Genomic DNA, 23,938 nt, shown 5'->3' on the forward strand with positions numbered 1-23,938 from the left:
GGTCTCTCCTCTAGATCTCGGTGTCGATCCGCTTCAGGTCGCGCTGGTTCGCGTCATCGCGTTCGCGGTAGTTCTTCTTGGCGAGTTCGATCGCCTCGACGTAGGTCGGGAACTCGGCGCGAGCGGCTTGGAGCTGCGTGAGCAGGCCTTGCGCGTCGTTCGCGGTGCCTTGCATGTGCTGGGAGACCCAGCGCGCGGTCGCGGTGTCGCTCATCGGCGGTGACTTCTGCAGCTTGGTCAGCGCGCTCCAGCGCTCTTCGAGGCTGTCGATCACCCCTTGGAGTGACCGGATCATCTCCTGGCCGGTGCTCTCGTCGACGGCGAACCCGCCCTGCACCGCCATGCGCTTCAGCTGCGCGCCCGCGAGGGGCGTCACCGCCTTGAACTTCGCTGTCGGCTGTAGTTCTTGTGCTTCCTCGGTCAACGGAGGATCCTCTCGCCGGTTCAGGAGGTCAGTAGATGTCAGCGATGGCTTCCCGGATCGAGTTCGCCACACCCGCCTGACTTGCCGGGTCGTAGTGACCGATCACGGCGCCCGAGGCTTCGTCGGTCTCGGTCCAGACTAAGTACCGGCCGTCTTCGGTGTCGAGCCAGCTCAACGGCGTCGACCGGAGCCGCTCACCGCGGCGGCCGATCCCGCTCACGATGATGTGCCCGCCGCCGAGGCGGGTCCCGGACAGCACCTTCTCCAGGACCTCGAGGTCACTCTCGTCGTTGCGCGGGGCCGGAGCCTCGGTCCGGGCACGGACGACGCCGGTGAACTGGAGGTTGCCGAACGCGTCGGTCTCCTCCTCGTCGAACTCGGCTTCGGCCTGGCGGCGCGCGGCCATCGCCGAGACGGCGCGCTCCTCCTTCTGCACGATCGTGCGGCGGCCGGTCGACGCGGGCCGCATCCGGGGCAGGACCCCGGAGAGGACCTCGACCAGCTCTTCGTCCGAGAAGAGCGCGAACTGCAGGAGGTCGTCGTCGTGGGCCTGCGTGATGCCGAGCGCCTGCCTGCCGTCGGTGAGCGTGAGGACGGCGATGTCCTGGCCGATGCCGTCGATGCCGTTGATCGAAACGGTGATCCGGTGGTTCGAGAGCAGCTCGAACGCGGTGCGGATGGCCGGGTTCAGCTCGCCGTTGATCGACAGGCGGCGCTGCTCCAGATCGGTGTAGACCTTCCGGATGACCGCGGCGTACCGCTCCGGGTCGATCGAAGTGTTCTGGACGCGCAAGGGAAACAACCGGACATCGACGCCCAGCGCCTGCCCGACCACAGTCGCCTCTACCGTCCCCAGCGCGAAATCGGCTCGTTCAGCCATGCTTCTGCGCTACTCCCTCACGGGGGTCGGACCCCGTCCCGATCGGCTGACCTGCATAGAGGGGGCCGACTTTGTTAATGGCCAAAACAAACTAGCACAGCGCATGACTGTACGGAACCATACGAACACCGCTCAACCCGATGGAATGGATCACAATGCCCGATCGGGCACTTTTCTTGCCCCTAAAGGAATAACGGCCGCTCAGCGGGCCGCTACCGGTCGACCGTCGCCGGTGCGTAAGTGGTCATCCGGCGGGCCACATCGGTCCGCGAACGGGCGCCGAGTTTCCGCAGGACTTTCGCGACATGCTGTTCCACCGTACGCGGGGAAAGGAACAGTCCGTCCGCTATCTCCCGATTCGTGCGCCCGTCGGAAAGCATCTTCGCGACCTCGAGTTCGCGGGGCGAGAGCTCCTGGCCGTAGCCGCGCCGCCCGCGCTGCGAGGGCGCCCACGCGCCGTGCTCCCGCAGCAGGTGGCGGCACCGGCCGGCGTCCCTGGTCGCGCCGAGCCGCTCGTAGGCCTCCGCGGCCGCCGCGAGCTCCTCGATCGCGGGGCGGCTGCCAGCGGTGAGCCGGTCCGCAGTGAGCCTGTCCGCGGTGAGACGACACAGTGCCGCCCGCTCCCGGGCGCCGATGGCTTGGTACGGCATCGGCAACGCCTCGTAGCCCGCCGCCGCGTCGTCGAAAACCGTTGCCGCGGCGGGGTGTTTGCCGCGCGCGTCGAGCAGGATCGCCCGGCCGGCGAGCAGCGCGGCCCGGGAGACCGGCGAGTCCTTGCCCTCGACGCCGCGGGCGAACTCCTCGACCACGGCGTCCGCCTCCGACCAGCGTCCGGCGCGCGTGTAGGCCTCGGCCGCGGCGGGGACCAGCCCCGCCGCCCACACCCAGACACCCTTGCGCCGGGCCGCCGCGACGGCGTTGTCGGCCGCCGCGCACGCCGCGTCGACGTCTTCCGTCGCGAGGAGCACCCGGATGAGGACTCCCGCCGCCGAAAGGACGACGGGGATGGGGCCGTGCTCCGGGGCGTGCACGCTCGCCGCGGTCAGATGGCGTTGCGCGGCGGCGAATTCCCCGCGCACGGCGGCCAGCCCGCCGAGGACGAGCGAGGACTCCATGACGATCGGGCCGAGGTCGGGATAGCCGTCGCGGAGCTGTTCGGTGGTCTCCGCGAGCCCGGCCCAGTTGCCGCGAACCCAGTCCAGCCGGACCCGGGTGCCCTGCGCGAGCCCGGCGGCGTAGAGCGCGCCGGCGTCGGTCGCGCGGCGGATCCCTTCGGTGACCAGCTTTTCGGCCCTGGTCAGGTGTCCGGCCCAGGACTGCGCGTCGGCGAGGTTGCACCACAGCCGCGCGAGCTGGACGCGTTCGGCGACGCCGCTGCCCTGGTCCGGCAGCCGGGTGAACTCGGCCCACGCCGCCCCGTCGCCGATGTGCGCCTGGGTGGAGATCCGGTCGCCGAGCAGCGCGAGCCGCAGTTCCGGGTCTTCGATCCGGTCGAACACCTCGCGGGCGCGCTCCATCCAGACCTTGTGCCAGGACAACGGGGTCAGCCCGTCGATCGGCTGAGCGAGCAGGTTGATCCCGCGGGCGGCCAGTTCCGGCTCGTCGACCAGTTCGGTGATCGCCTTCTCCACCTCGACCCGGCCGCGGCCGAGCCGCCCGATCGTGCGGACCAGCAGCATCCCGAGGCTGAGCCGGATCGTCCCGCGCACGCTCGGCCGCAGCTCAGTGAGGTCTTCGAGGATCCGCTCCAGCGTCTCGATGACGTCGGGGCGGAATCCGCGCAGCGCGACCTGGCTGAGTTTCGTGGCCAGCCGGGCGATGTCGTCCTCGCCGAGCCCGGCCTCGGCCAGGACCGACTGGAGCAGATCGATCGCGCGTGACGTGTCGCCGTGGGCGATGGCCTCGTCGGCGGCGGCTTCGGCGTAGTGGCGCCACTGCTCCGTCCGCCCCGCCGCGCGCGAGTGGTTCGCCAGTTGGGTCAGCGGGGGGACGGGCTGGGTGGCGAGCACCTGGATGGCGCGTGAGTGCAGCAGGGTCCGCTCCGGACCGCTGACGGTGTCGTAGACGGCCTTGCGGGCCAAGGGATGCCGGAAGCCGTAGCGGTCGCCGCCGAGTTCGCCGAGGACACCGCCATCCAAAGTGGACAGAAGGGCCGAGCGGAGCGCGTCACCGGAGAGACAGGCGAGTTCACCGATCACCGACGGTTCGGACGGGACGGCGAGCACCGCCGCCGCGCAGGCCAGCCGGACCGCGGGTTCGGGCAGCCCTTCGAGCCGTTCGGTGATGGCTTCGCGCAGGGAGATCGGGACTTCGAGGCTTTCCAGCAGCCGGTCGGAAAGCACTTCGCCGATCGGCAGCCGTCCGGCGGCGTCCCGCAGCGCCCGCAGGGTCTCCTCGACCACGAACGGGATCCCGGCGGTGCTCTCGTGGAGTTTCGCGGTGAACGGCGCGGAGACCCGTGGCAGGTCCAGCAGCTCTTCGGCCAGCTTCCCGACGGCCTCGACGTCGAGCGGGCCCAGCGTCACGCGGGCGGTCTGGACGTTCGGCGGGGTGCGGAACGGGATGCCCGCGCTGCCGTGTCTCGACGGCGAGCCGGTCCGGTACGCGGCGACGACGGCCAGCTCGGCGGGCATGGCCGCGGCGAGGAACCGCATCAGGTCACGGGTGCCCTCGTCGGCCCACTGGAGGTCGTCGATCAGGACGAGCGCGGGCCCGCAGGCGATCAGGAGTTCCCGGACGGCGCGGAACTGGCGGTGCCGTTCGGCGCACGGGTCGGTGAGTGGTTCCGGTTGGGGTGGAAGGCTTTCCGCGAGTTCGGGCAGCAAGGGTCTCAGTACCCCGGCGACCGGGCTGAGCGGGCCGAGCGGCCGGTCGCCCGCCGAACGCAGCGCCTCGAGCACCGGCCCGAACGGGAACGGCTCGCGCATCGGCTGACAGGCACCCGAGAGCACCCGGCCCGCCGCGAACTCACGACGTCCGGCCAGCTCTTCGAGCAACCTGCTGCGGCCCATCCCCGGTTCGCCTTCGATCAGCACGGCGGCGGGACGGCGCAGCAGGATCTTCACGATCGCCGAGACCTCGACGTCGCGGCCCACGAGTGCCGTCGATCCGGCGCGGACCGAAACCGAGGTCGGGCGAGGGGTGGCAAGCCACATCATGCGCTCCTCGGTTGGGAGTTCCCGCTGAGCCCGACACGATCTTGTGCGTTGTCCTGCGGAGCCTAAGCACTGCCTACCTGGTCGTAAACCACCCAACACGGACAGCACGAGCACCCCGTTAGGCCGTACGCGAACGCACCGTCACCGGTCGGCTGACGGATCATCGGTTGGAAAATCACCAGACCCTCGAAACATCGGCGAAAAACCCGATCCGGCGATTCATCCCACGTTCAGGGGGTGGCAATGACTACGCAAGGTATTCACAGGAATCCCTACTTACGGACGTGTCCGTACGGGTGCCAGCTCTAGGTGACCGCCCCTGGAGCAGGGGATTCGGTTCCGGAAGAATGGGTATACCTATCCCGCGCCGACCCGGATTGCGGACCTCGCCCCGTTCCAGAACTCTCACCCGTCGGGGGAGGGCTATCGCATGGCGAACCGGAGCCGTGCGTGATGACGAGGGAGAAGCATGAAGATCACGAAGCTCCTCGGTGTGGCCGCCACGGCAGCACTGGCCACCGGCGCGCTCGTCACGGGTACCCCCGCGGCAGCGTCCTCGGACACCCTGCTCAACACCGAGATGGTTCCCGCCCTGCAACGGGACCTCGGCCTGACCGCCGGCCAGGCACTCGCCAGGATCCAGAGCGAGACCGCCGCCGGCGCTCTCGAACAGTCACTCGCCTCGGCGCTCGCCGGCAGCTTCGGCGGCGCGAGCTACAACGAGGCCACCGGCAAGCTCCGCGTCGGCGTCACGGATGTGGCGAAGCTGAGCCAGGTCGCCGCCAGTGGCGCGGAAGCGGAACTGGTGCGCTTCTCGGCCGCCCAGCTCGATTCCACTGTGGACAAACTGAACGCGGGTGAGCGCGCTGCGGACGGCGCGATCACCGGCTGGGGTGTCGACACCAAGACCAACCGCGTGACCCTGAACGTACTGCCGGGCAAGAGCGGCGTCGTCGACTCGTACCTGGAGAAGACCGGCGTCGACAAGACCGCCGTCGCGGTGGTCGAGACCACTTCGGCGCCGACCCTGAAGTACGACGTCCGCGGTGGCGACGCCTACTACATCAACAACTCTTCGCGTTGCTCGATCGGGTTCTCGGTCAGCGGCGGCTTCCTCACCGCCGGGCACTGCGGCCCGGGCACCGTCACCGGCTCCAACCGGGTCGCGATGGGCTCGTTCTCCCGCGTCAGTTTCCCGAGCAACGACTACGCCAGCGTCCGGGTCAACAGCAACTGGACGCCGCGCGGCGTCATCAACAACGGCACCCGCGTGAGCGGCTCGAACGTGGCGGCCACCGGCGCCTCGGTCTGCAAGTCGGGCTCGACCACCGGCTGGACCTGCGGCACCGTCGGTGCCAAGAACCAGACCGTCCGCTACGCCGAAGGCACGGTCTACGGCATGACCGCCACCAACGTGCGCTCCCAGGCGGGCGACTCGGGCGGCTCGTTCATCGCGGGCAACCAGGCCCAGGGCATGCTGTCCGGCGGTAACAGCTCGGTGACGTACTTCTTCCCGGTCCGGCCGGCGTTGTCCGCGACCGGGACCTCCCTGGTCCTCGGCTGACTCCACCCCCGGTCGCCGAGAACCGCCGAATAGGACGAAGGGCGGTCCGAGTGCCTCCAGCGCACTCGGGCCGCCCTTCGTCTTTCGTACCGCGGGAGCGGTGGCTTGGGACTACACGTTGCTGATCTCTTCGATCAGGGCCTCGACGTCGAAGTACTCGCTCTCGGAGCCGAGCTGGACCAGCTCGAAGGTCGAGCCGAGGAAGGACTCGACGTCCTCACGCTCGAGCTCGAACGACGCATAACCGTCGGGTGACTCGATTTCCAGCGTCAGCATGGCCTCGTCCTCGGACAGGTCGGGGCGGACGCGGACGTCGCCGAGACCGGCGGGGTCGGTGAGACCGGCGGCGAGCAGCTCACGCGCGAAGGTCCACTCGACCCACCGGCCGCGCTCGGTCCGGAACGCCACGGTGACCGCGTACGGCTCCGCCACGTGGAAGGACAGGCGGGAGAGAACGGGCGTGCTGCTGTTGTTCAGCAGAACGAACTGGCTCTGGTGAATTGCGTCGGTGTGCACGGCCACTCCTCGGTGCTCGTGGTTCGCGCGGCGCGAACTTTTCGTCTCGGGGAGGAGATGGCCGGGCACGGGCCGAATGACGCGACTATCGCCACGTTCACGCTATCGGCTGCACCTGTCCATAGTGGTGTAACGCCGGGCACAGACCCCTTGCGTTCGGGCCGATACCCGTGGTGACGAGGTCGAGGTGTCCTTTTTGGACTGCTCAGGGCTCCAGTGGCAGGGTCAGCCCGGTCTTGACCCGGTCCATCGTCACCGACGTCGTGAAGTGCCGGACGTTCGGGTTGTCGAAGAACATCCGCCGTGTGAACGCCTCGAAGTCCGCCATGTCCCGGCAGGTCACCACGAGCACGAAGTCCGCGTTGCCGGTGACGTAGTAACACTGCTGGACGCTGTCGTCCGCGAGCACCTGCCGCCGGAACCCGTCGAGCACCGCGAGGCTCTCCCGCTCCATCTCGACCATCACCACGAACGTCATCGACAGCCCGAGCGCCCGCGGCGACAGCACCGCCACCTCGCGTTCGATCACCCCGGCCTCGCGCAGCCGCTTGATCCGCCGCTGCACGGCGGCGGCGGAGAGGCCCACCTTCGCGCCGATGCTCTCGGCGATCGTGCGGGCGTCGGACTGCAGGCAGGCCAGGATGGCGACGTCCAGGCGGTCGAGGTCGGGTGTGTGCACCAGGTCAGGCTAACCGGACGACTCGTCCGGGCGCCTGATCTTTGATCGTGCTCACGAGCGGTGTGGATCACGCCACCTTCGGACCCCGTTCCGCCTGCTCGGCCGCAGGTGGCGCCGGTCGAGCACAGTCCGCCGGGGAAAGGTGAGGATTCTTTGAAATGTGACCCGGAACACAACTGACGGGTCTACTGAATGGTAGCGCTTACAAGTGAATGGCAGACCTCTCTTTTTCCCCGCGAAAGGATTTCTTGGTGCCCTCATCTCAGGCGGCCGTTCTCGCCGGTCTCGGCTCTTGGCTGCCTCCGCGCGTGGTGGGCAACGAGGAGATCGCCCAGCGGCTGGACACCTCCGATGAGTGGATCCGCTCGCGGACCGGCATCGCCGAACGCCGCGTCGTCGACCCTGGAACGTCCACTGTGGACCTCGCCGCCGAGGCGGGACGCCGGGCGCTGGCCTCCGCCGGGGAGGACGGCGCGGACGCCGTCGTGCTCGCGACGTCGACGGCCGACCAGCTGTGCCCGGCCAGCGCGCCGCAGGTCGCGACCAAGATCGGGCTGAACGGTGTCGCCGCGTTCGACGTCAACGCCGTGTGCAGCGGGTTCATCTACGGGCTGGCCACCGGCGCCGGGCTGATCGCCGCCGGGATCGCGCGGCGCGTGCTGGTGATCGGGGCGGACGTCTTCACCTCGCTCGTCGACCCGGACGACCGCGGCACGGTGCCGATCTTCGGCGACGGCGCGGGCGCGGTCCTGCTGCGTGCGGGTGAGCCCGGCGAACTCGGCGCGCTCGGCGCCTTCGACCTGCACAGCGAAGGCGAGCTCGCGGAGCTGCTGTGGGTCGAGGCGGGCGGCGCGAAGAACCGCCGCTCGGAAGACCCGCGTGACCACTATCTGGTGATGCAGGGTCAGACCGTCTTCCGCCACGCCTGCGCGCGGATGGCCGAGTCGGCACGCGCCGTCCTGAATTCCGCCGGATGGACGGTCGGCGACATCGACCGGTTCATCGGGCACCAGGCGAACATCCGCATCCTGCAGACCTGCGCGAAGCAGCTCGGGCTCGCGGAGGACGTGATGTATTCGAACATCGAGAAGGTGGGCAACACGAGCGCCGCGTCGATCCCGATCGCGCTGGCCGACGCCGTCAAGGAGGGGACGCTCCAGCCGGGGAACCGAGTCGTGATGGGTGCCTTCGGGGCCGGTCTGACCTGGGGTTCGACGCTGCTGCGCTGGCCGGACGTCATTCCGGGCTGAGCGGGCTCGCCTCCCAGGCGTGCGTCGGTTCTTGGCGCCCGCGCAGCTCTAGTTCCGCGTACGGCTCCCAGTGCGAGCGCTCGCTTTCCAGCGCGGCCTTGAGCACCGCCTCGCTGGCCAGGATGCGTCCGCCCGCGGATTTCGCGTGCTCGGTCAGGCGCGCGGCCTCGTTCACCGCGTCGCCGATGACGGTGTACTCGAACCGGCTGCTCGTCCCCAGCTGACCGGCGAAGACCCGCCCGCTCGCGACCCCGATGCCGAGGTCCAGCTCGCCGGTCTTCCGGACGGCGTCCCGGATCGCCCGCGCGGCCGAAAGGGCCGACGTCGGCGCGTCCGCGAGCCGGGTCGGCGCGCCGAAGACGCAGAGCGCGGCGTCACCCTGGAACTTGTTGAGCAGCCCGCCCCGGGCGTCGACCGCGTTGACCACGCTGGTGAAGAAGCGGTTGAGCATCTTCACCAGCTCCTCGGGCGGCGTGCGGCCCGCCAAGGCCGTCGAATCGACGACGTCGACGAACAGGGCCGTCACCTCGCGCACGTCACCCGAAAGGGAGGCGCCGTACTCGAGCGCGTGCCGGGCGACCTCGTCCCCGACGTGCCTGCCGAACAGGTCCCGCATCCGCTCCTGTTCGCGGAGCCCGGCGGCGAGGTCGTTGACCGAGGTCTGCAGCAGGCCGATCTCGCTGGAGTCGTCGACGTCGACCACGATGTCCTTGTTGCCGCGCGCGATCTCGTCGAGCGCGACCCGGAGCCGGTGCAACGGGGTCGCGACGGCCTTCGCGAGCAGGCCCGTCCCGATCGCGCCGACGCCCAGCCCGATCACCGAAAGCATGATCAGGCTCGCGACGTGGTCGCCCTGGCCGAGGTCCGGCGGCGTGGCCACCAGCAGCACGCCGAGGAACGGGACGCCGCTCGCCAGCGACCAGGTGACGATCACCCTGGTCCGCACGGTGACCTTGAGCGTCCCCTTCGGCGGGGTGACCTTGAGCGCGATCGTCATCACCGGCCGCGCGACCCATTCCGCGGCGAGATAGGTCAGGCCGACCGTGGTCAGCCCGCCGAGCCCGATGACCAGCGCCATCCCGAGCGCGTCCATCCAGGACCCGAGCACCCTGGCGAGTGCCCCGAGGACGATCGTGCCGATCAGCCAGAGCGTCCCGCTCACGATCCCCATGTCGACCGGGAGCCGGAGCGCCCGCGCGGCTTCGGCCTTCGTCGGCGGGCGGCCGAAGACGAACCAGACCGCCGTGCGCCGCTGCAGCCACGCCGTCCACAGGGTGCCGACCACCAGCGACAGCGCCACGATCCCGGCCGCGGTGACCCCGAGGATCCAGCCGCGGTCGCCGACCTCGCTCGGCAGGCCCTGCAGGAGCAACAGCAACGCCACCACGCCGGCACCGCACACACTGGACCCGATGCCGAGCGTGGCGAAACCGAGACTGGTCCTGAGCACCAGCCGGAACCGGCTCGACATCGTCTTCCCGCGCACCCGGTGATCGTATGACCTCCGGCGGAAAACGGTTGGCGGGTTCCCGGGTGCGGTGGCTACCTTGCCGGTATGGAACCGCTGGGACAGGACGAGATCAGGGCGTCCTTCGTGAACTGCACGCGCGGCGAGGCGAAGGGAGTCACCCTGCCCGCCCGCCCGGACGAGATCCCTTGGGAGAAAAGGGAATTCCTCGGCTGGCGTGATCCGAAGGCCACCGCCAGGGCGTATCTCGTGCTGCCCTATCGCGGGGAAACCGTCGGACTGTCCCTTCGCGCCGCGTCCCGGCCGAAGGGCCGTGTCCTGCTGAGCAACATGTGCGGCCTGTGCACGACGACACATCCGCTGTCCGACATAGCGCTGTTCTCCGGCCGCCGCGCGGGGAAGCCCGGGCGGGAGGGGAACACGCTCGGCATCTACGCGTGCGCGAACCTCGCGTGCAGCCAGTACATCCGCGGTGAGCTGAAGCCGGACGTGCCGCAGCCGTCGGAAACGCTGACGCTCGAGGAACGCGTCCTCCGGCTGGAGGACAAACTGCACCGGTTCGTGGAGCGGGTGCTGGAGTCACGCTGACGCCCTCGTGAGTGACGCGCCAGCCGGCCCGGGTGTCGCGAAAGCCACTTTCGCGACTTCTGATGTCCCGAAAGTGGCTTTCGCGACACAGTCGCTGGGCATCACGGACCGAACCTGCGGTCACTCGCACCCAGAATCCAGTAGGTACCTAAGACAGCATCGCCCCGAACCGTCCTTGCCACTCACGAGGCTCAGAACCGGAATCGCAGGATCCGCCCCATCTTCTTGAACGCCGGGAAAAGCCCCGCGAACCACAGCTGCGCCCGCATCGACCCCGAAAGCCGGTCCTTCACCTCAGGCGTCGCGTAATCCGTCGAGTCGAGCTTCGCGACCAGCGTCAGCCCGAGCCGCTCCAACTCCGAGATCTCGTCGATGCCCCAGTACAACGTCGCCCCGGCCTTGCGCACCACGGGATTCAGCTTCTGCAGCTTGATCCCCAGCCTGCTGAACGTGTCGAAGACCATTTCGCCGCCCTGCGGGAAACGCGCGATCAAACGCCGCAGCAATTCTTCGCCCTCGGACGGCTGCAAATACATCGTCAGGCCCTCCGCGATCACCAGACCCGGTTTGTCGGACGGGATCTCGTCGATCCAGCCGAAGTCCGTCACGGACGAGCCGATGGTCCGGTACCCCTCCCGTTCGGGGTAGATCCGGCCGCGCAGCGCGACGACATCGGGATAGTCGACGTCGAACCAGCGCACCGAAGGCGGCGGGTCGAGGCGGTACACGCGGCTGTCCATTCCGCAGCCGAGTTGCACGACGGTCGCGTCCGGATGCTCCCGGAGGAAGGCCGCGGCCCAGTCGTCCATCGGCTTCGCCCGCAGTGCGACGGTCAGGCCGAGCTGACCGTCGACGCCGAGCGAAGCGAAGTCGTAGTCGATCTGCTTGACGGCCTCGTCGGCCGCCGTGTCACCGAGGACCGGCCGCTCACTGCGGGCGTCGAGCGCCCGGCCGTACAGCGTGGCCAGCATCGTCGCCTTCTCTTCGGTGAACCGGACCTTCTCCACCGCACACCCCCATCAGAAGTTTCACAAACTTCTGAAAACTATACTCGCGTGGAGACGGCGTCACCGTCAAGAAAGCGTCAATCCCGGGCCGTGTAGTCGTGGACGTAGGTCTTGGCGTCCAGCAGATGCCGCCGGGTGATCTCCCGCGCGGACTCCGCGTCCGAACGGCGGATCGCTTCGAGGATCGCGCGATGCTCGTCGACGGCCTTGCGGATCTGCCCCGGGAGCCGGAGCGCGGCCCGTCGTTCCTCGCCGACCAGCGAGAGCACCGACCGCAGCAGATCGGTGACGTCGTCGTTGCCCGCGTTGCCCGCGATCACCCGGTGGAATTCCGCGTCGGCCGCGATCACGCGCAGCATGTCGCCGTCGGCCGCGGCACGGTCCATCTCGTCGACGGTGCTTTCCAGCCGCTCCAGCACCCGCGGCGTGTGGTCGAGCGCGAGCCGCTCGGCCAGTGTCGGTTCGACGGTGGTCCGCAGGTCGAACAGCTTCTCGACCAGTTGCTCGTGTTCGGAGAACCAGGTGTGGAGCGGCTGTTCGCCGAGGTTCTCGCGGACGTAGGTGCCCGAACCCGGCCGCACCTGCACGTAGCCGATGGAATCCAGCACCCGCAACGCCTGTCTCAGCGAACCTCGGCTGATCCCGAGTTGTTCGCACAGCGCGCGTTCGGCCGGCAGCCTCGATCCGGCGGGGAGTCTGCCCGAATCGATCATCGTGCGCAGATGATCGACCGTCGTGCTCCACACCTGTTCACGCTCGTCGTCGGCCACGGCCTCATCCTGGCAGGTTCGGCGAACCGTCCGGAAATGTCGGTGACCGGTGTCATCATCGAATGATGACTGGGGTGGCAGGGCTGATCAAAGCATGGGTGCACGGGTGGGCGCTTTCCCGCGGTGTCGGTGTCCCGGTGGCCGAATCGGACGGCTACCGGCTCGATGTCGGGCGTCCGGGGCATCGCGTGAGGTACGTGCTGGCGGACGCAGGATCGGTCGCGCGCCGGGCTCGCGCGCTGACCGAGCCCGGTACCTGGCTGAAGGTGAGCGGCCCGCGTGAAGAGGTGGTGGAGACGGTGCCGCCGAACTGGGAGGTCGGCCCGCCGGAGTACCTGATGAGCACTCCGCTCGCGATGCGGCCCGTGATGCCCGCGCCCGAGCCGTACCGGGCGGAACTGGTCGGCGACGGCGTGGTCACCGACGTCGTGGTGCGAGCGCCCGACGGCTCGCGCGCGGCCACCGGCCGGGTCGCGATCGCCGGTGGCACGGCGGTGGTCGACCAGGTGGTGACGGAGCCCGAGCATCAGCGGCGAGGGCTGGGCCGGTTCGTCATGCGCAGGCTCGACGAGGTGGCGGTCGCGGCCGGGGCGGAGAGGGCGGTGCTGGTCGCGACGGAGGAAGGACGGGCGTTGTACCTGACGCTCGGCTGGACGGTCGCCGCGGAGATCACTCCGGCGCATCTGCCGGAGTCCGAAAACGGCATAACGGGCACTTGAATGTTCGACGAGACACATCCAGAGCGCGAAAGGAGGTAACGGTGCTTATGGTGCGCGAGTGAGTGCTTTATGACTTGGTGGCACGCGGTCCTGATCTTCGTCGCGGGACTCTGGGCGGGCACGATCAACACGGTCGTGGGCTCGGGCACGCTCGTGACCTTCCCGGTCCTGGTCGCGCTCGGCTATTCGCCGCTGACGGCGACGACGTCCAACGCGATCGGGCTCGCTCCCGGCACGGTCAGCGGGGCGATCGGGTATCGCCATGAGCTCAAGGGCTACTGGCCCGAGGTCGTGAAACTCGCCGTCGCGTCGTTCCTCGGCGCGATCTGCGGGACGATCCTGCTGCTCTCGCTGCCGAAGGACGCCTTCGAGACGGTCGTGCCCGCGCTGGTCGGGCTCGCGGTGGTGCTGGTGATCGTCCAGCCGCGAGTGGCCGCCTGGGTCGCGAAGCGCCGCGAGGAGAACGGGAAGGTCCACAAGATCGGGCCGCTCCTGCTGTTCCTGATCTTCCTGATCGGCATCTACGGCGGATACTTCACGGCCGCGCAGGGCGTGATGATGGTCGCCGTGATGGGCATGCTGATGTCCGAATCGCTGCAGCGGCTCAACGGCGTCAAGAACGCGCTCTCCGCCGTCGTGAACATCGTCGCCGGCGCGATCTACGCCTTCACCGCGCCGATCAGCTGGCCCGTGGTCGCGCTGCTCGCGGTCGGGTCGACGATCGGTGGCCAGCTCGGCGCGAAGATCGGCCGCAAGCTCTCGCCGACCGTGCTGCGCGCGGTGATCGTCGTGGTCGGTCTCGCCGCGATGGTGCAGCTGCTCCTCAAATAGGAAAGCCCGCACCCCGCGAACGGAGTACGGGCTGTCCCGAAGTGTGCGTCAGCGCGGGAAAGCCGCAGCCGCTTCGAGGAAGGTGTCGTTCTCCTCGGGCGTTCCGATGGTCACTCGCGCGCCTTCGCCCGCGAACGGGCGCACGATCAGCTTCCGCTCCAGCGCGTGCTCCGCGAATTCCGTCGTCCGCTCGCCCAGCGGCAGCCAGACGAAGTTCGCCTGCGTCTCCGGAACCTCGTAACCCTTGGCCACCAGCGCATCCCGCACGCGGGTCCGCTCCGAGATGATCTCCTTGCAGCGCTCCAGCAGTTCATCGGCCGCGTCGAGGGACGCGATGGCCGCGGCCTGGGCGATCAGGTTCACCGAGAACGCGACGTACACCTGCTTCAGCGCGACGGTGATCGCTTCCGGCGCCACCGCGTAACCCACGCGGAGGCCGGCGAGGCCGTACGCCTTCGAGAAAGTCCGAAGCACCGCGACGTTGTCCCTGCCACGCGCCAGTTCGACGCCGTCCGGCACCTCGACGTCGGTCACGAACTCCTTGTACGCCTCGTCGAGCACGACGAGCACGCCCGGCGGCACGGCGTCGAGGAAGCGCTCCAGTTCCGCGCGCCGCAAGACGGTCCCCGTCGGGTTGTTGGGGTTGCACACGAAGACCAGCCGCGTCTTCGGCGTGATCGCGGCGAGCATCGCGTCGAGATCCAACCCGTGCCCGGCCGTCAGCGGCACCTTCACGCTGACGGCGTTCGCGACCTGCGTGACGATCGGGTACGCCTCGAACGAACGCCACGGGAAGACGACCTCGTCACCCGGTTCGCACAGGGCCTGGATCATTTGCTGGCAAAGGGAAACCGAGCCGCAGCCGATGGCGATCCGCTCGACCGGCTCGTTCAGTTCGCGGGCCAGCCGCTCGACGAGCGCGGACGCCGTGATGTCCGGGTACCGGTTGATGCCCTGTGCCGTCTCGGCTATGGCCTGCGCCACACTCGGCAACGGCCCGCCGGGGACCTCGTTGCTCGCAAGCTTGATCGCGCCCTGGATTGTCCGGCCAGGGACGTACTTCGGCAACGATTCGAGATCCGCACGCGGCGAAACAGGGGACATCTTCGGCGCTCCTACGTCTGGGGGACGGCACCGACACCGTATCCTCCCGCGCAACGGCAAGCCCCGAATATTTACCTAAGAGTGGTCTGATGGAGGAATGACCCTGACGACCACCGTGGAACACCAGCACGCCGACGGCCACACGCTGCGCCTGACCTTCGCCGAACCGGAAGGCGTCGTCCGCGGCGGACTCGTGGTGTTGCATGAAGAGGCCGAAGAGGTCGAAGAGGGTTTGAGCCTGCTCCTGGCGGGTCTCGCGGGCGAAGGCTGGCTCACCGTCACCCCGCATCTCGATCGCGACAACCTCACACAGCAGGACCTGCTCGAAGCCACCGACGCGACGCTCGCCTGGCTCGGCGATCGCGGTGTCCAGGCGGATCTCGTCGGTGTCGTCGGTTTCGACCTCGGCGGGACGGCGGCTCTGGTCGTGGCGTCGAACCGCAGGCTGGGCGCGGCGGTCAGCGTCGGCGGGCAGGGGGTCACCGGGTTGCCGGTCCTCGTCGAGATTGCGGGACGGCTCACCAGCCCGTGGCTCGGCATGTACGGCGACTCGGGCGACGAGGCCGGAGGCGCCGAGGTCGAACAGCTGCGTGACGCGGCGGCGACGGCGAGCGTCGCGACGAACGTCGTCCACTACCCGGGCGCCAATCACCGCTTCGACGCCGACCCGGACGCGGCCGCGGAGGCCTGGCAGCGCACGTTGAATTGGTTCGACGCCCACCTACGCTGACTCCATTCGCGCTAACATCCCCCTGAGATGTGACAGGGGAGGGTCGAATGGCACAGTCACCCAAGGTGCCCGTGACGCCACAGGCCGCGTTCGGAGCTTCGGCGCCGGCCTTGGCGCCGGTGGCGGGTCAGATCCGGGACACCAAGACCGATGCCAAAAAGGGGACCGTCAAGGTCACCGAGGACGCCGCCAAGAAGCTCGTCGACGCGCTGCTGAAAGCGCGTCACGAGCTCAACGCGTTGATCAAGGACTCGACGGAGTTCAAGGCGCCCTTGAAACTGGGCGACAACTTCGTCGGGCACACGATGAGCGAACGTTTCCAGGGCGCGGCGACCGAGGGGACCGAAGCGGCCCTGCCCGTCCTCAAGGACTTCGCGGTGGTGCTCAAAGACCTCCAGCTCACCGTGATGGCGGCGCGCAAGATGTACGTCGCCGCGGACGAGGAAGGCCAGGAGCAGCTCGAACGGGTCGCTCGCCGGTTCGACCTCGAGGACATGGTCGAACCCGAGCGGAAGGACGAGCGCTGATGCGCATCCTGCCCTCGCCGTGGCCGCCGCCCGAGCCCGAGCCGCAGCCCGGCCCCGATCATCTGCGCGCCGACATCGACTGGATGAGCTACTCGCACCGCGAGCTCTACGAGATGGTCCACAACGAGCTGGACCTGGCGAGCGCGGAAGCCGTCGCCGCGCAGTGGGCGAAGATCGGCGCGTTCCTGGACAGGGCCGCTTCCGAGCTCAAGGCGGCCATCGTCGCCACCGCCGACGGCTGGACGGGCGAGGGTGCCGACAGGGCCCGTGACGCCGCGATCAAGCTCGTCGACTGGGCCGACGAGACCGGCTGGCGCGCGGAGAACGTCGCGAACTGCGTACGCCGCCAGGCGGACATCGCCGAAACCGCGCGGCGCACGATGCCCGAGCCGCCGGGAGCCACTCCCCGGCCGAAGGTGCCGGAGCCGCCGCGACGCCGTCCGATCCCGGTCTCCGATTCGACGCAGGCCATGTCGGCGTCGGCGCCCTCGAATCCCGGTTTCGCCGAGGCCGGGCGGATCGTCGCCGAACCGACCGACGAGAGCTCGCAGGACTCGCACCGTCAGGCCGCCGACGTGATGACGCGGATGCAGCAGAGCTCCGGCGAGGTCTACGAGAACGTCCCCCGCTTCACTTCGTACGGTAAGCAGCCGCAGCTCCTCAAGACGCCCGAAGAGCCGAAGCCGACGCCGAAACCCGAACCGGAGCCGGCGCCACCACCGGACGACTCGACCCGCAGCAGCGGCACCGACGACGTCGCCCCGATCCAGGTGCGGGAGCCCGCCGAGGCGCCGCGCGGGCCCGGCGCGAGCAGCGGCACCTTCGTACCGTCGCCGCCCGGAACCTCCGGCGGAACCCAAGAGCAGCTCGGGCAGGGCGGCCGATCCGGCGCCGGCGGCTTCGGGCCGTCGGGGCAACCCGGGCAGGTGGCCGGGACACGGGCCGCGGCCGCGGGCATGGGCGGCTTCGGCGGGATGCCGATGGGGATGGCGCCTCAGCAAGGACGTCAGGGCGAAGAAGACCACAAGGCGCCGGACTACCTCGTCGAGGACGCGGATATCTGGGGTCTCAGCGGGCAGGTGACCCCGCCGGTCATCGGCGAAGACCCGAGAGGTGGCCGCTGATGGACTGGATCCGCCTGCACATCGGCGAGCTCTTCCTCCTGTGGTCGGCGCACGGGCGCGACGAACTGCCCGCGGTACTGGAGGTTCCGCACGTCGGGCGGACACCGGAGTTCCGCGCCGAACTGGTCGACACGGCGAGCCGGACGCTGTCGGAACGCGGTCTCGGCACGGTGGAGGCCCCCGCGCCGGAACTGGTGGGGCTGCTGCACACCCTCGCGAACAGCGAACTGACGCTGGACCTGCGGCTCGACGGCGATCCCGCGTACCGGGCCGTCGGCTGCGTGTCCGATCGCGGTGCGGTCGCGATCGGCGTTGCGGGCACCGACGTCGAGCTGTCCGCGCTGCGGGAACCCCTCGTCGCCGCGACCCTGCTGCAGGCGTTGCCGCCATGCGAGCAGGGGCGGGGCCTCTCGGTCAACCTGCGCGTCGACGACTACGCAGCGGCCTGTGAGGCGGGGGAGCGCGGCGGGCAGCCGGCGTTCTCCGATGTCCTGCGCGACGCCGGGCTGCGCGAACCCGAGGTCATCGTGATGGTGCGGATCGCGACGCAGCGGATCGGCAGCGGACGCCTCGGGGCGACCAGGAAGTCGTGGGAGGGCCGCTGGGTGCGTGGAGAAGGCACGCTGACCTGGGTGGACACCCCCGATGGCCGCTACGGGCTCCGCCGCGATCGAGGGTGGCTGACAGTCACCCCGCTCGATGCGGCGCGCCTCAAGACGATGGCGTACGAGCTGTTCACGGGGGCTCGCCAAGTAGGTTAACGAGGGTTAACATCGCGGGGTGACGCACACCGCCGACGCCCCAGAAGTGCTCTGGCGCCCCGAGCCGAGCCGCCTGCCCGACACCAAGATCGACGCGTTCCGCCAGTGGCTGCGCACCGAACGCGGCGTGGAAGTCGACGACTACAACGAGTTGTGGGAGTTCTCCGTGCGGCGCGGACCGGAGTTCTGGTCGGCCGTCGGCGAATTCCTCGGCCTGCGCTGGCACGACCAGCCCGGCGAGGTGCTCACCGGCGAGATGCCGAACGCCCGGTGGTTCGAGGGCGGCACGCTGAACTACGCCGAGCACTCGCTCATGCCCGGCGTCGCGGGCGCCGCGAAGGCCGACGACGAGATCGCCGTGATCTTCCACCGCGAAGACGGCCTCTCGTCACAACTGACGTACGGCGCCTTGCGTTCCGCCGTCGCTTCCGCGAGGGAGGGCCTGCGGAAGTTGGGAGTGTCCAAAGGGGACAGAGTCGTCGCGCTGGCGCCGAACTGCCCGCAGACGCTGATCGCCTTCCTCGCCACCGCGAGCCTCGGCGCCGTCTGGTCGTCTTGCTCGCCGGACTTCGGGGTCCGCGCGATCACCGACCGCTTCGCGCAGATCGAGCCGAAGGTACTGATCGCGGTCAACGGGTACGTCTACAATGGACGGTGGTTCGACAGCCGTTCGACGGTGAACTCGTTGCGGGACGAGATCCCCACGCTCGAAGCGACCGTGCTCGTCGACTACGCGGGCGGCCGCCTCGACGGCACCCTCGACTGGGACACGCTGCTCGCCGACAACGTGGGCGCGGAACTCGCCTTCGAGCCCGTCGAATTCGCCCACCCGCTGTGGGTCCTGTACTCCTCGGGGACCACCGGGCTGCCGAAGGGCATCGTCCACGGGCACGGCGGGATCACCCTCGAACACCTCAAAGCCCTTGCCCTGCAAAGCGATCTCGGCCCGGGCGACCGGTTCTTCTGGTTCACCACCACCGGCTGGATGATGTGGAACTTCCTCATCTCCGGCCTGCTGACCGGGACGACGATCGTGCTCTTCGACGGCAGTCCCGGCAGCCCGGACCTCAACGTGCTGTGGCATCTGGCCGAACAGCACCGCGTCACCTACTTCGGCACGTCGGCGCCGTACATCCAGAGCTGTCTGAAGGCCGGGATCAAACCGGCCGAACGCTACGACCTCACCGCGTTGCGCGCCTTGGGATCCACCGGAGCGCCGTTGAGCGTCGAGGGCTTCCGGTGGATCGTCGACGAGGTCGGCAAACGCGTCCAGATCTGCTCGGTGTCCGGCGGCACGGACCTGTGCGCGGCGTTCGTCACGTCGGCCCCGGACGTCCCGGTCTGGCTGGGCGAGCTTTCGGTCCGCGCGCTCGGCGCCGCCGTCGCCGCCTTCGACGAGCAGGGGAAACCGGTGGTGGAGACGGTCGGCGAACTGGTGATCACCGAGCCGATGCCGTCGATGCCGGTGTTCTTCTGGAACGACCCGGACGGCTCGCGGCTGCGCGAGGCGTACTTCGAGATGTACCCGGGGATCTGGCGGCACGGCGACTGGATCCGGATCACCGGCCGCGGCTCCGCGGTCATCTACGGGCGCAGCGACTCGACGCTCAACCGCGGCGGCGTCCGGATGGGCACGGCCGAGTTCTACCGGGTCGTCGAGGCTTTCGACCAGGTCGCGGACTCGCTGGTGATCGACACTTCGGCGGCGGGCAACGAGGACGGGCAGCTGCTGTGCTTCCTGGTCCTGGCCGACGGCGTCTCGCTCGACGAGGTCGAGCCCGCCTTGCGCAAGGAGCTGCGAGGGGCCCTCTCGCCGCGGCACGTGCCCGACCGGTTCGTCCAGGTGACCGAGGTACCCCGCACGCTCAACGGCAAGAAATGCGAGGTTCCGGTCAAGAAGATCCTTTCGGGGGTTTCACCTGACCGCGCCGTCAGCCGGGATGCGCTGCTGAACCCCGACGCCCTTGTACCGTTCGTGGAGCTGGCAAGGAGCTGAACGTAGGGGCGGGACTTGGCGGGCGCGTGGCGGGTGGCGGGTGCCACCTCGGTGGTGGTGGTCACCTGGGTGACGCGGCTGGCCGGACTGCTGGCCCTGGTCTCGGTGCTGGTCCCGGCCGGGCGGCGCACCCTGCGCGGGCACGTCGCCGAATGGCTGGAACTGCCGCACGAGGCCACGGTCGGCGCGGCGACGGTCGCGCTGGTGACCGGTGTCCTGCTCGTGTTGCTCGCCGCCGGCCTCAAGCGGCGGAAGCGACGAGCCTGGCAACTGGCGGTCGCCGCCGCGGTCTTGTTGACCGTGTCGCACCTCGGCCTGCGCCACGTACTCGGCGCCGGCCTCGTGTCGCTCGCGCTGCTGATCGCCCTGATCGCGACGCGGCGCCACTTCATCGCGCTCCCCGATCCTGTCACTGGACGGTGGCGCGCGGTCCGGGTCTTCCTGCAGCTGACGGTGGCCGGGGTCGCGATCAACTTCGTGCTGCTGTCGGTCGCCAAGGCGCTGAATCCCCTGGACGTGGGCGACAGGCTCGCCCAGTCGGTCCTGGCCCTGGTCGGCGTCAGCGGCCCAGCGGTGTTCCACGCGCTGTGGCTGGAGGACCTGTCGGCCGCGGTCGGCCTGCTGTTCGGCATCGGCGCGGTCCTGCTGGCCGCGTACTTCCTGCTTCGCTCGGCCGAACCCGCGCCGGAGCTGACCGATGACGAGATCGAGCGGCTCAGGGCGCTGGTGGGCGAACGGGACTCGCTGGGGTACTTCGCGCTACGCAGGGACAAGTTCGTGGTCTTCTCGAAGTCGGGGAAGGCCGCGGTGACCTATCGCGTGATCGCCGGTGTCGCGCTGTGCTCGGCGGACCCTCTCGGTGACCCGGAAGCGTGGCCGGGCGCGATCGAGGAGTACCTCGACGTCTGCCGTCGCTACGCCTGGACCCCGGCGACCATGGGCTGCTCGGAACTGGGCGCGACCGTCTGGGCCCGCTTCGGCCTTGAGGTGCTGGAGATCGGCGACGAAGCCGTCGTCGACACCGGCACCTTCACCCTGGAAGGCCGCGTCATGCGCGGCGTCCGCCAAGCCGTCTCGCGCACGAAGCGAGCCGGGTACGCCGTCCGCGTCCGCAAGGCCGAAGACCTGCCTCCCGCAGAACTCGACGAACTCCGCGCCCTAGCCGCCACCTGGCGCGGCACCGACACCGAACGCGGCTTCTCGATGGCGCTGGGCCGCATGGGCGATCCGGGCTCGGTCCTGGTCACCGCCGAGCACGAGGGTCGCGTTCGCGGCTTGCTTCAGTTCGTCCCGTGGGGCGAGAAAGGCCTCTCGATGGACGTCATGCGCCGCGACCGGACCGCGGACAACGGCGTCAACGAGCTGATGATCTCCGAACTGCTCCTGACGACCCCCGCCGACCACGTCTCCCTGAACTTCGCCGCCTTCCGCGCCGTCCTGGAACAAGGCCAACGCATCGGCGCCGGCCCCGTCGCCCGCCTGTCCGCCCGGACGCTGCGATTCTTCTCACGTTGGATCCAGATCGAGACCCTCTACCGCTTCAACGCGAAGTTCCAGCCCCGCTGGGTCCCGCGCTACCTGGCGTACCCCTCGGCCCGCGACCTACCCCGCGTCGGCATCGCCGTCTTCGAAGCCGAAGGACTCGGCGGACGCTCTCCGCTGCTGCTCAGGGCGTTGCAACGGATCTAAGGGGGGTCCCTTTCGCGGGGGTTCGCGGGGTGTGTAACCTATCTGGGCAGTGGTCGTTCGACCTGGGAGGCTTCGCCTAGTCTGGTCTATGGCGCCGCACTGCTAATGCGGTTGGGGGTAACCCCCCCTCCCGGGTTCAAATCCCGGAGCCTCCGCTGGCACCTGTTCCGGCAGGTGCTAGATTAAAAACTGAACAAGCGCCCGTAGCTCAGCTGGATAGAGCATCTGACTACGGATCAGAAGGTCAGGGGTTCGAATCCCTTCGGGCGCACGTCTGGTTGAGACAGCACTAAGGCCCTCCCGTTCGCGGGAGGGCCTTTTTGTCTGTCCAGTGTGGACGTCGTGCTGTTTAGCGGTGCAGTGCATCGATCCTGGCCCGAAGGTGCCTCTTGAGGGACGCCCGATTAAGCCCATAGGTTTTCGAGGCGTGACAGTTGGGGCACAGGGCGATCATGTCTGTGGGGTGATCAGAGCCACCGAGCGCGCGGTCGTCAAGATGGTCAACTTCGAGGATCGCGTCGCCGTTGGGCTTAGTGTCACCTGGCTTGCCTGTGCACCGGTCGTTTTCGCACTCATTGTTGGCGCGAGCGAGCACTGCTAGGCGTGACCTGACGCTGCGGCGGTAGTGGTTGCGACTTCGCTTAGTTGGTCCGGACTCGCCCTCTTCATCTGTCGGCGGATCGCCGATAGTCCGAAGGTACTCCTGATAAGTCTTCTGCCGATCCTTCTTGCTGGCACCCGGTGCTGGCGGTCTCGGCAGAGAAGTGTCCTTGATCTCCCGATCGTCGAGCAATGCGTGCACCTCGGGCGGCCACGTGCTCGGTTCGGGGCTCGGGACCGCCATCATCTGAAACGTGTACTCGAGGCGTAGTTCTTTGTTCTTGTCTGGAGACCACACCTGCGCGCGGTTGAGAACCGCCACCCACGTGACGAACTTGAACGAGCCGCCCGAGGGGCGATACCAATAGCGCACTGCGCGACGATCCTTGCGGGCTTCATCGAGCATCTTGTTGCCCGATACTTCCAGCCCTTGGTCGCCAGACTGTCCCTCGCCGCGGTACTCGAACGGCGCCACCATGCTTGGCGGCTCGTCCGCATACGGCCCCTCTTCGTCCGAGAAGGCGTTGACGACATTGTCACGCGGAAATTTGATGATTCCTGCGACGTTGTTGCCGCCGTAGGTGTTGTAGATGGCGGTCCGCTGGGGGTACTCGTCTCCGACCTTCGGCGGCCGCAATCTGGCTGTCGTGGTGATTGTGAAGCCCAGCCGCTCGAAGAGAAGCGCGATGTTGGCTGCAGTCTTGTCGAACTTGGCAGGAGGGAGGATGCCGTGGTTTGGAAATTGGACGCCGTAGGCGGCGCTAGCGATCTTCTCTAGGTGGTAGTACTTGCCTTCGAACTCGAGGAGGTAGCCCCCAAGTGAGCCGGCCCAAGGCACAGATGCCTCAAGGTCGACCACATCGGGTCGCCGCAACACCTCGACCACCGCGTCGCTACTCGTGAGCTTCTTCAGGGACACAAGACCTCCCGTTCGAACATATGTCCGAAGGTATCGCATGGACTTGCGACAGTGGAACTCTGGTGCCGTGCGCGCGACCCGGTCACCTGGTTTGGGGTTGCTGTGGAGACCCACCTGGGAGTCGAACCCGGAGTCCAACGGCTTTGCAGGCCGCCGCACGACCGCCGTGAAGTGGGTCAAGTTCGGGTCGCCGTGCCCCCGGCAGGAGTCGAACCTGCGTTCCCGGCTTCGGACGCCGGCGTCGTATCCGTTGGACCACGAGGGCTTGCGGAGGATGCAGGATTCGAACCTGCGCGGCGCTCTCACGCCGACCACCGTTTTCAAGACGGTTGCCTTGCCGGGCTCGGCCAATCCTCCTTGCTTCGCTGCTTAGTCGGACGTCCGCGAGTCGAACGCGGTGACTCCTGATCCCAAATCAGGCGGGGTCGCCAGTGCCCCTCACATCCGTCGACCGGCGTATCCCCCTCCGATACGCCGACCAGTACCCCTGCCAGGACTCGAACCTGGGACCTCCGCATTCGTAGTGCGGCGCTCTGTCCATCTGAGCTACAAGGGCGAGGTGGAGACGAGTGCACGCCTCCACCGGCGCTCGTCCTGGCTGCCTCTTTCGGCGACGGGGACGAGCTTGGAGAAA

At 68.7% G+C, this 23,938-nt stretch carries 21 protein-coding genes and 7 tRNA genes; 13 read left to right on the top strand and 15 right to left on the bottom strand.

The features are described 5' to 3' along the window. Positions 1-10: 10 nt before the first annotated feature. From ACZ5IK_RS06605 to ACZ5IK_RS06615, 3 genes are all read right to left on the bottom strand, one after another. On the bottom strand, positions 11-424 hold the full coding sequence (locus ACZ5IK_RS06605; protein ID WP_465486879.1) for a hypothetical protein: 414 nt from the start codon (positions 422-424) through the stop codon (positions 11-13). Positions 425-452: 28 nt separating this feature from the next. After that, entirely contained in the window at positions 453-1,304 is an 852-nt protein-coding gene (locus ACZ5IK_RS06610) for an ESX secretion-associated protein EspG (RefSeq protein ID WP_465486880.1), read from the bottom strand. Positions 1,305-1,516: 212 nt separating this feature from the next. Then, on the bottom strand, positions 1,517-4,459 hold the full coding sequence (locus ACZ5IK_RS06615) for an ATP-binding protein (protein WP_465486881.1): 2,943 nt from the start codon (positions 4,457-4,459) through the stop codon (positions 1,517-1,519). 472 nt (positions 4,460-4,931) lie between these two features. Here ACZ5IK_RS06615 and ACZ5IK_RS06620 point away from each other — a divergent pair, with 472 nt between their 5' ends. Continuing rightward, complete coding sequence (locus tag ACZ5IK_RS06620) at positions 4,932-6,026, top strand: S1 family peptidase (protein WP_465486882.1); 1,095 nt, start codon at positions 4,932-4,934, stop codon at positions 6,024-6,026. Between the two features lie 111 nt (positions 6,027-6,137). On the opposite strand, the gene ACZ5IK_RS06625 is transcribed toward ACZ5IK_RS06620, so the two are convergent. Together ACZ5IK_RS06625 and ACZ5IK_RS06630 are read right to left on the bottom strand one after the other, a co-directional pair. Continuing rightward, complete coding sequence (locus tag ACZ5IK_RS06625) at positions 6,138-6,542, bottom strand: SsgA family sporulation/cell division regulator (protein ID WP_101613663.1); 405 nt, start codon at positions 6,540-6,542, stop codon at positions 6,138-6,140. Between the two features lie 205 nt (positions 6,543-6,747). Further along, positions 6,748-7,221: an Lrp/AsnC family transcriptional regulator gene (locus tag ACZ5IK_RS06630; RefSeq protein ID WP_465486883.1), complete on the bottom strand. Its 474-nt coding sequence runs from the start codon at positions 7,219-7,221 to the stop codon at positions 6,748-6,750. Between the two features lie 212 nt (positions 7,222-7,433). Between ACZ5IK_RS06630 and ACZ5IK_RS06635 the strand changes: the two genes are divergently transcribed. Then, the gene (locus ACZ5IK_RS06635; RefSeq protein WP_465486884.1) at positions 7,434-8,471 is read left to right on the top strand and encodes a beta-ketoacyl-ACP synthase III; all 1,038 of its coding nucleotides are present in this window, start codon (positions 7,434-7,436) and stop codon (positions 8,469-8,471) included. Here ACZ5IK_RS06635 and ACZ5IK_RS06640 read toward each other — a convergent pair. Beyond that, positions 8,458-9,942 (bottom strand): adenylate/guanylate cyclase domain-containing protein, encoded by a 1,485-nt coding sequence (locus tag ACZ5IK_RS06640; RefSeq protein ID WP_465487237.1) that lies wholly within the window; start codon positions 9,940-9,942, stop codon positions 8,458-8,460. The two genes, ACZ5IK_RS06635 and ACZ5IK_RS06640, sit on opposite strands and share 14 nt — an antisense overlap. Positions 9,943-10,026: 84 nt before the next feature. Between ACZ5IK_RS06640 and ACZ5IK_RS06645 the strand changes: the two genes are divergently transcribed. After that, the gene (locus ACZ5IK_RS06645) at positions 10,027-10,527 is read left to right on the top strand and encodes an FBP domain-containing protein (protein WP_465486885.1); all 501 of its coding nucleotides are present in this window, start codon (positions 10,027-10,029) and stop codon (positions 10,525-10,527) included. A 191-nt stretch (positions 10,528-10,718) separates the two neighbouring features. Here the strand turns inward: ACZ5IK_RS06645 and ACZ5IK_RS06650 are convergent, their stop codons facing one another. Together ACZ5IK_RS06650 and ACZ5IK_RS06655 are read right to left on the bottom strand one after the other, a co-directional pair. Further along, positions 10,719-11,534 (bottom strand): class I SAM-dependent methyltransferase, encoded by an 816-nt coding sequence (locus tag ACZ5IK_RS06650; protein WP_465486886.1) that lies wholly within the window; start codon positions 11,532-11,534, stop codon positions 10,719-10,721. Between the two features lie 77 nt (positions 11,535-11,611). Beyond that, complete coding sequence (locus ACZ5IK_RS06655; RefSeq protein ID WP_465486887.1) at positions 11,612-12,304, bottom strand: FadR/GntR family transcriptional regulator; 693 nt, start codon at positions 12,302-12,304, stop codon at positions 11,612-11,614. Between the two features lie 74 nt (positions 12,305-12,378). Between ACZ5IK_RS06655 and ACZ5IK_RS06660 the strand changes: the two genes are divergently transcribed. Beyond that, complete coding sequence (locus ACZ5IK_RS06660; protein ID WP_465487238.1) at positions 12,379-13,023, top strand: GNAT family N-acetyltransferase; 645 nt, start codon at positions 12,379-12,381, stop codon at positions 13,021-13,023. A 69-nt stretch (positions 13,024-13,092) separates the two neighbouring features. Further along, entirely contained in the window at positions 13,093-13,854 is a 762-nt protein-coding gene (locus ACZ5IK_RS06665) for a sulfite exporter TauE/SafE family protein (protein ID WP_101611839.1), read from the top strand. A 48-nt stretch (positions 13,855-13,902) separates the two neighbouring features. Here ACZ5IK_RS06665 and hisC read toward each other — a convergent pair whose 3' ends face one another. Continuing rightward, on the bottom strand, positions 13,903-14,958 hold the full coding sequence (gene hisC, locus ACZ5IK_RS06670; protein WP_465486888.1) for a histidinol-phosphate transaminase: 1,056 nt from the start codon (positions 14,956-14,958) through the stop codon (positions 13,903-13,905). Positions 14,959-15,055: 97 nt separating this feature from the next. Between hisC and ACZ5IK_RS06675 the strand changes: the two genes are divergently transcribed. From ACZ5IK_RS06675 to ACZ5IK_RS06710, 8 genes are all read left to right on the top strand, one after another. Beyond that, positions 15,056-15,688, top strand: coding sequence for a dienelactone hydrolase family protein (locus tag ACZ5IK_RS06675; protein ID WP_101611841.1), 633 nt, complete (start codon positions 15,056-15,058; stop codon positions 15,686-15,688). Positions 15,689-15,735: 47 nt separating this feature from the next. Beyond that, entirely contained in the window at positions 15,736-16,215 is a 480-nt protein-coding gene (locus ACZ5IK_RS06680) for a hypothetical protein (RefSeq protein WP_465486889.1), read from the top strand. Beyond that, on the top strand, positions 16,215-17,339 hold the full coding sequence (locus tag ACZ5IK_RS06685) for a PPE domain-containing protein (protein WP_465486890.1): 1,125 nt from the start codon (positions 16,215-16,217) through the stop codon (positions 17,337-17,339). The genes ACZ5IK_RS06680 and ACZ5IK_RS06685 overlap by 1 nt, the downstream gene beginning before the upstream one ends. Continuing rightward, a complete protein-coding gene (locus ACZ5IK_RS06690; RefSeq protein WP_465486891.1) occupies positions 17,339-18,100 on the top strand; it encodes an ESX secretion-associated protein EspG in 762 nt (253 codons plus the stop codon). Before ACZ5IK_RS06685 ends, ACZ5IK_RS06690 begins: the two co-directional genes overlap by 1 nt. Positions 18,101-18,119: 19 nt before the next feature. Further along, positions 18,120-20,096: an acetoacetate--CoA ligase gene (locus ACZ5IK_RS06695; RefSeq protein ID WP_465486892.1), complete on the top strand. Its 1,977-nt coding sequence runs from the start codon at positions 18,120-18,122 to the stop codon at positions 20,094-20,096. Positions 20,097-20,129: 33 nt separating this feature from the next. Further along, positions 20,130-21,785, top strand: a complete 1,656-nt coding sequence (locus tag ACZ5IK_RS06700) for a phosphatidylglycerol lysyltransferase domain-containing protein (protein WP_465487239.1) — start codon at positions 20,130-20,132, stop codon at positions 21,783-21,785. A gap of 65 nt (positions 21,786-21,850) precedes the next feature. Continuing rightward, positions 21,851-21,940 (top strand) — tRNA-Ser (locus ACZ5IK_RS06705). A gap of 42 nt (positions 21,941-21,982) precedes the next feature. After that, positions 21,983-22,056, top strand: a tRNA-Arg gene (locus ACZ5IK_RS06710). Between the two features lie 78 nt (positions 22,057-22,134). Here ACZ5IK_RS06710 and ACZ5IK_RS06715 read toward each other — a convergent pair. The 6 genes from ACZ5IK_RS06715 to ACZ5IK_RS06740 all read right to left on the bottom strand — a co-directional run bounded on the left by ACZ5IK_RS06715 (position 22,135) and on the right by ACZ5IK_RS06740 (position 23,860). Further along, positions 22,135-23,304 carry an HNH endonuclease gene (locus ACZ5IK_RS06715; protein ID WP_465486893.1) on the bottom strand — a complete coding sequence of 390 codons (1,170 nt, stop codon included), beginning with the start codon at positions 23,302-23,304 and terminating at the stop codon, positions 22,135-22,137. Between the two features lie 103 nt (positions 23,305-23,407). Further along, a tRNA-Cys gene (locus tag ACZ5IK_RS06720) sits at positions 23,408-23,482 on the bottom strand. A gap of 15 nt (positions 23,483-23,497) precedes the next feature. After that, positions 23,498-23,569: transfer RNA gene (locus ACZ5IK_RS06725), tRNA-Arg, on the bottom strand. A gap of 3 nt (positions 23,570-23,572) precedes the next feature. After that, positions 23,573-23,661 (bottom strand) — tRNA-Ser (locus tag ACZ5IK_RS06730). A 16-nt stretch (positions 23,662-23,677) separates the two neighbouring features. After that, a tRNA-Pro gene (locus ACZ5IK_RS06735) sits at positions 23,678-23,751 on the bottom strand. Between the two features lie 35 nt (positions 23,752-23,786). After that, a tRNA-Arg gene (locus ACZ5IK_RS06740) sits at positions 23,787-23,860 on the bottom strand. Positions 23,861-23,938: the final 78 nt, after the last annotated feature.

The sequence above is a fragment of the Amycolatopsis sp. NPDC031561 genome, from assembly GCF_055580625.1.

Excerpts from the sequence above, each read along its gene's own strand:
- ACZ5IK_RS06645 (WP_465486885.1), top strand. The coding sequence starts at position 10,027 with ATGGAACCGCTGGGACAGGACGAGATCAGGGCGTCCTTCGTGAACTGC.
- ACZ5IK_RS06615 (WP_465486881.1), bottom strand. The coding sequence starts at position 4,459 with ATGTGGCTTGCCACCCCTCGCCCGACCTCGGTTTCGGTCCGCGCCGGA.
- hisC (WP_465486888.1), bottom strand. The coding sequence starts at position 14,958 with ATGTCCCCTGTTTCGCCGCGTGCGGATCTCGAATCGTTGCCGAAGTAC.
- ACZ5IK_RS06610 (WP_465486880.1), bottom strand. The coding sequence starts at position 1,304 with ATGGCTGAACGAGCCGATTTCGCGCTGGGGACGGTAGAGGCGACTGTG.
- ACZ5IK_RS06640 (WP_465487237.1), bottom strand. The coding sequence starts at position 9,942 with ATGTCGAGCCGGTTCCGGCTGGTGCTCAGGACCAGTCTCGGTTTCGCC.
- ACZ5IK_RS06620 (WP_465486882.1), top strand. The coding sequence starts at position 4,932 with ATGAAGATCACGAAGCTCCTCGGTGTGGCCGCCACGGCAGCACTGGCC.
- ACZ5IK_RS06690 (WP_465486891.1), top strand. The coding sequence starts at position 17,339 with ATGGACTGGATCCGCCTGCACATCGGCGAGCTCTTCCTCCTGTGGTCG.
- ACZ5IK_RS06680 (WP_465486889.1), top strand. The coding sequence starts at position 15,736 with ATGGCACAGTCACCCAAGGTGCCCGTGACGCCACAGGCCGCGTTCGGA.
- ACZ5IK_RS06675 (WP_101611841.1), top strand. The coding sequence starts at position 15,056 with ATGACCCTGACGACCACCGTGGAACACCAGCACGCCGACGGCCACACG.
- ACZ5IK_RS06685 (WP_465486890.1), top strand. The coding sequence starts at position 16,215 with ATGCGCATCCTGCCCTCGCCGTGGCCGCCGCCCGAGCCCGAGCCGCAG.
- ACZ5IK_RS06665 (WP_101611839.1), top strand. The coding sequence starts at position 13,093 with ATGACTTGGTGGCACGCGGTCCTGATCTTCGTCGCGGGACTCTGGGCG.
- ACZ5IK_RS06635 (WP_465486884.1), top strand. The coding sequence starts at position 7,434 with ATGGCAGACCTCTCTTTTTCCCCGCGAAAGGATTTCTTGGTGCCCTCA.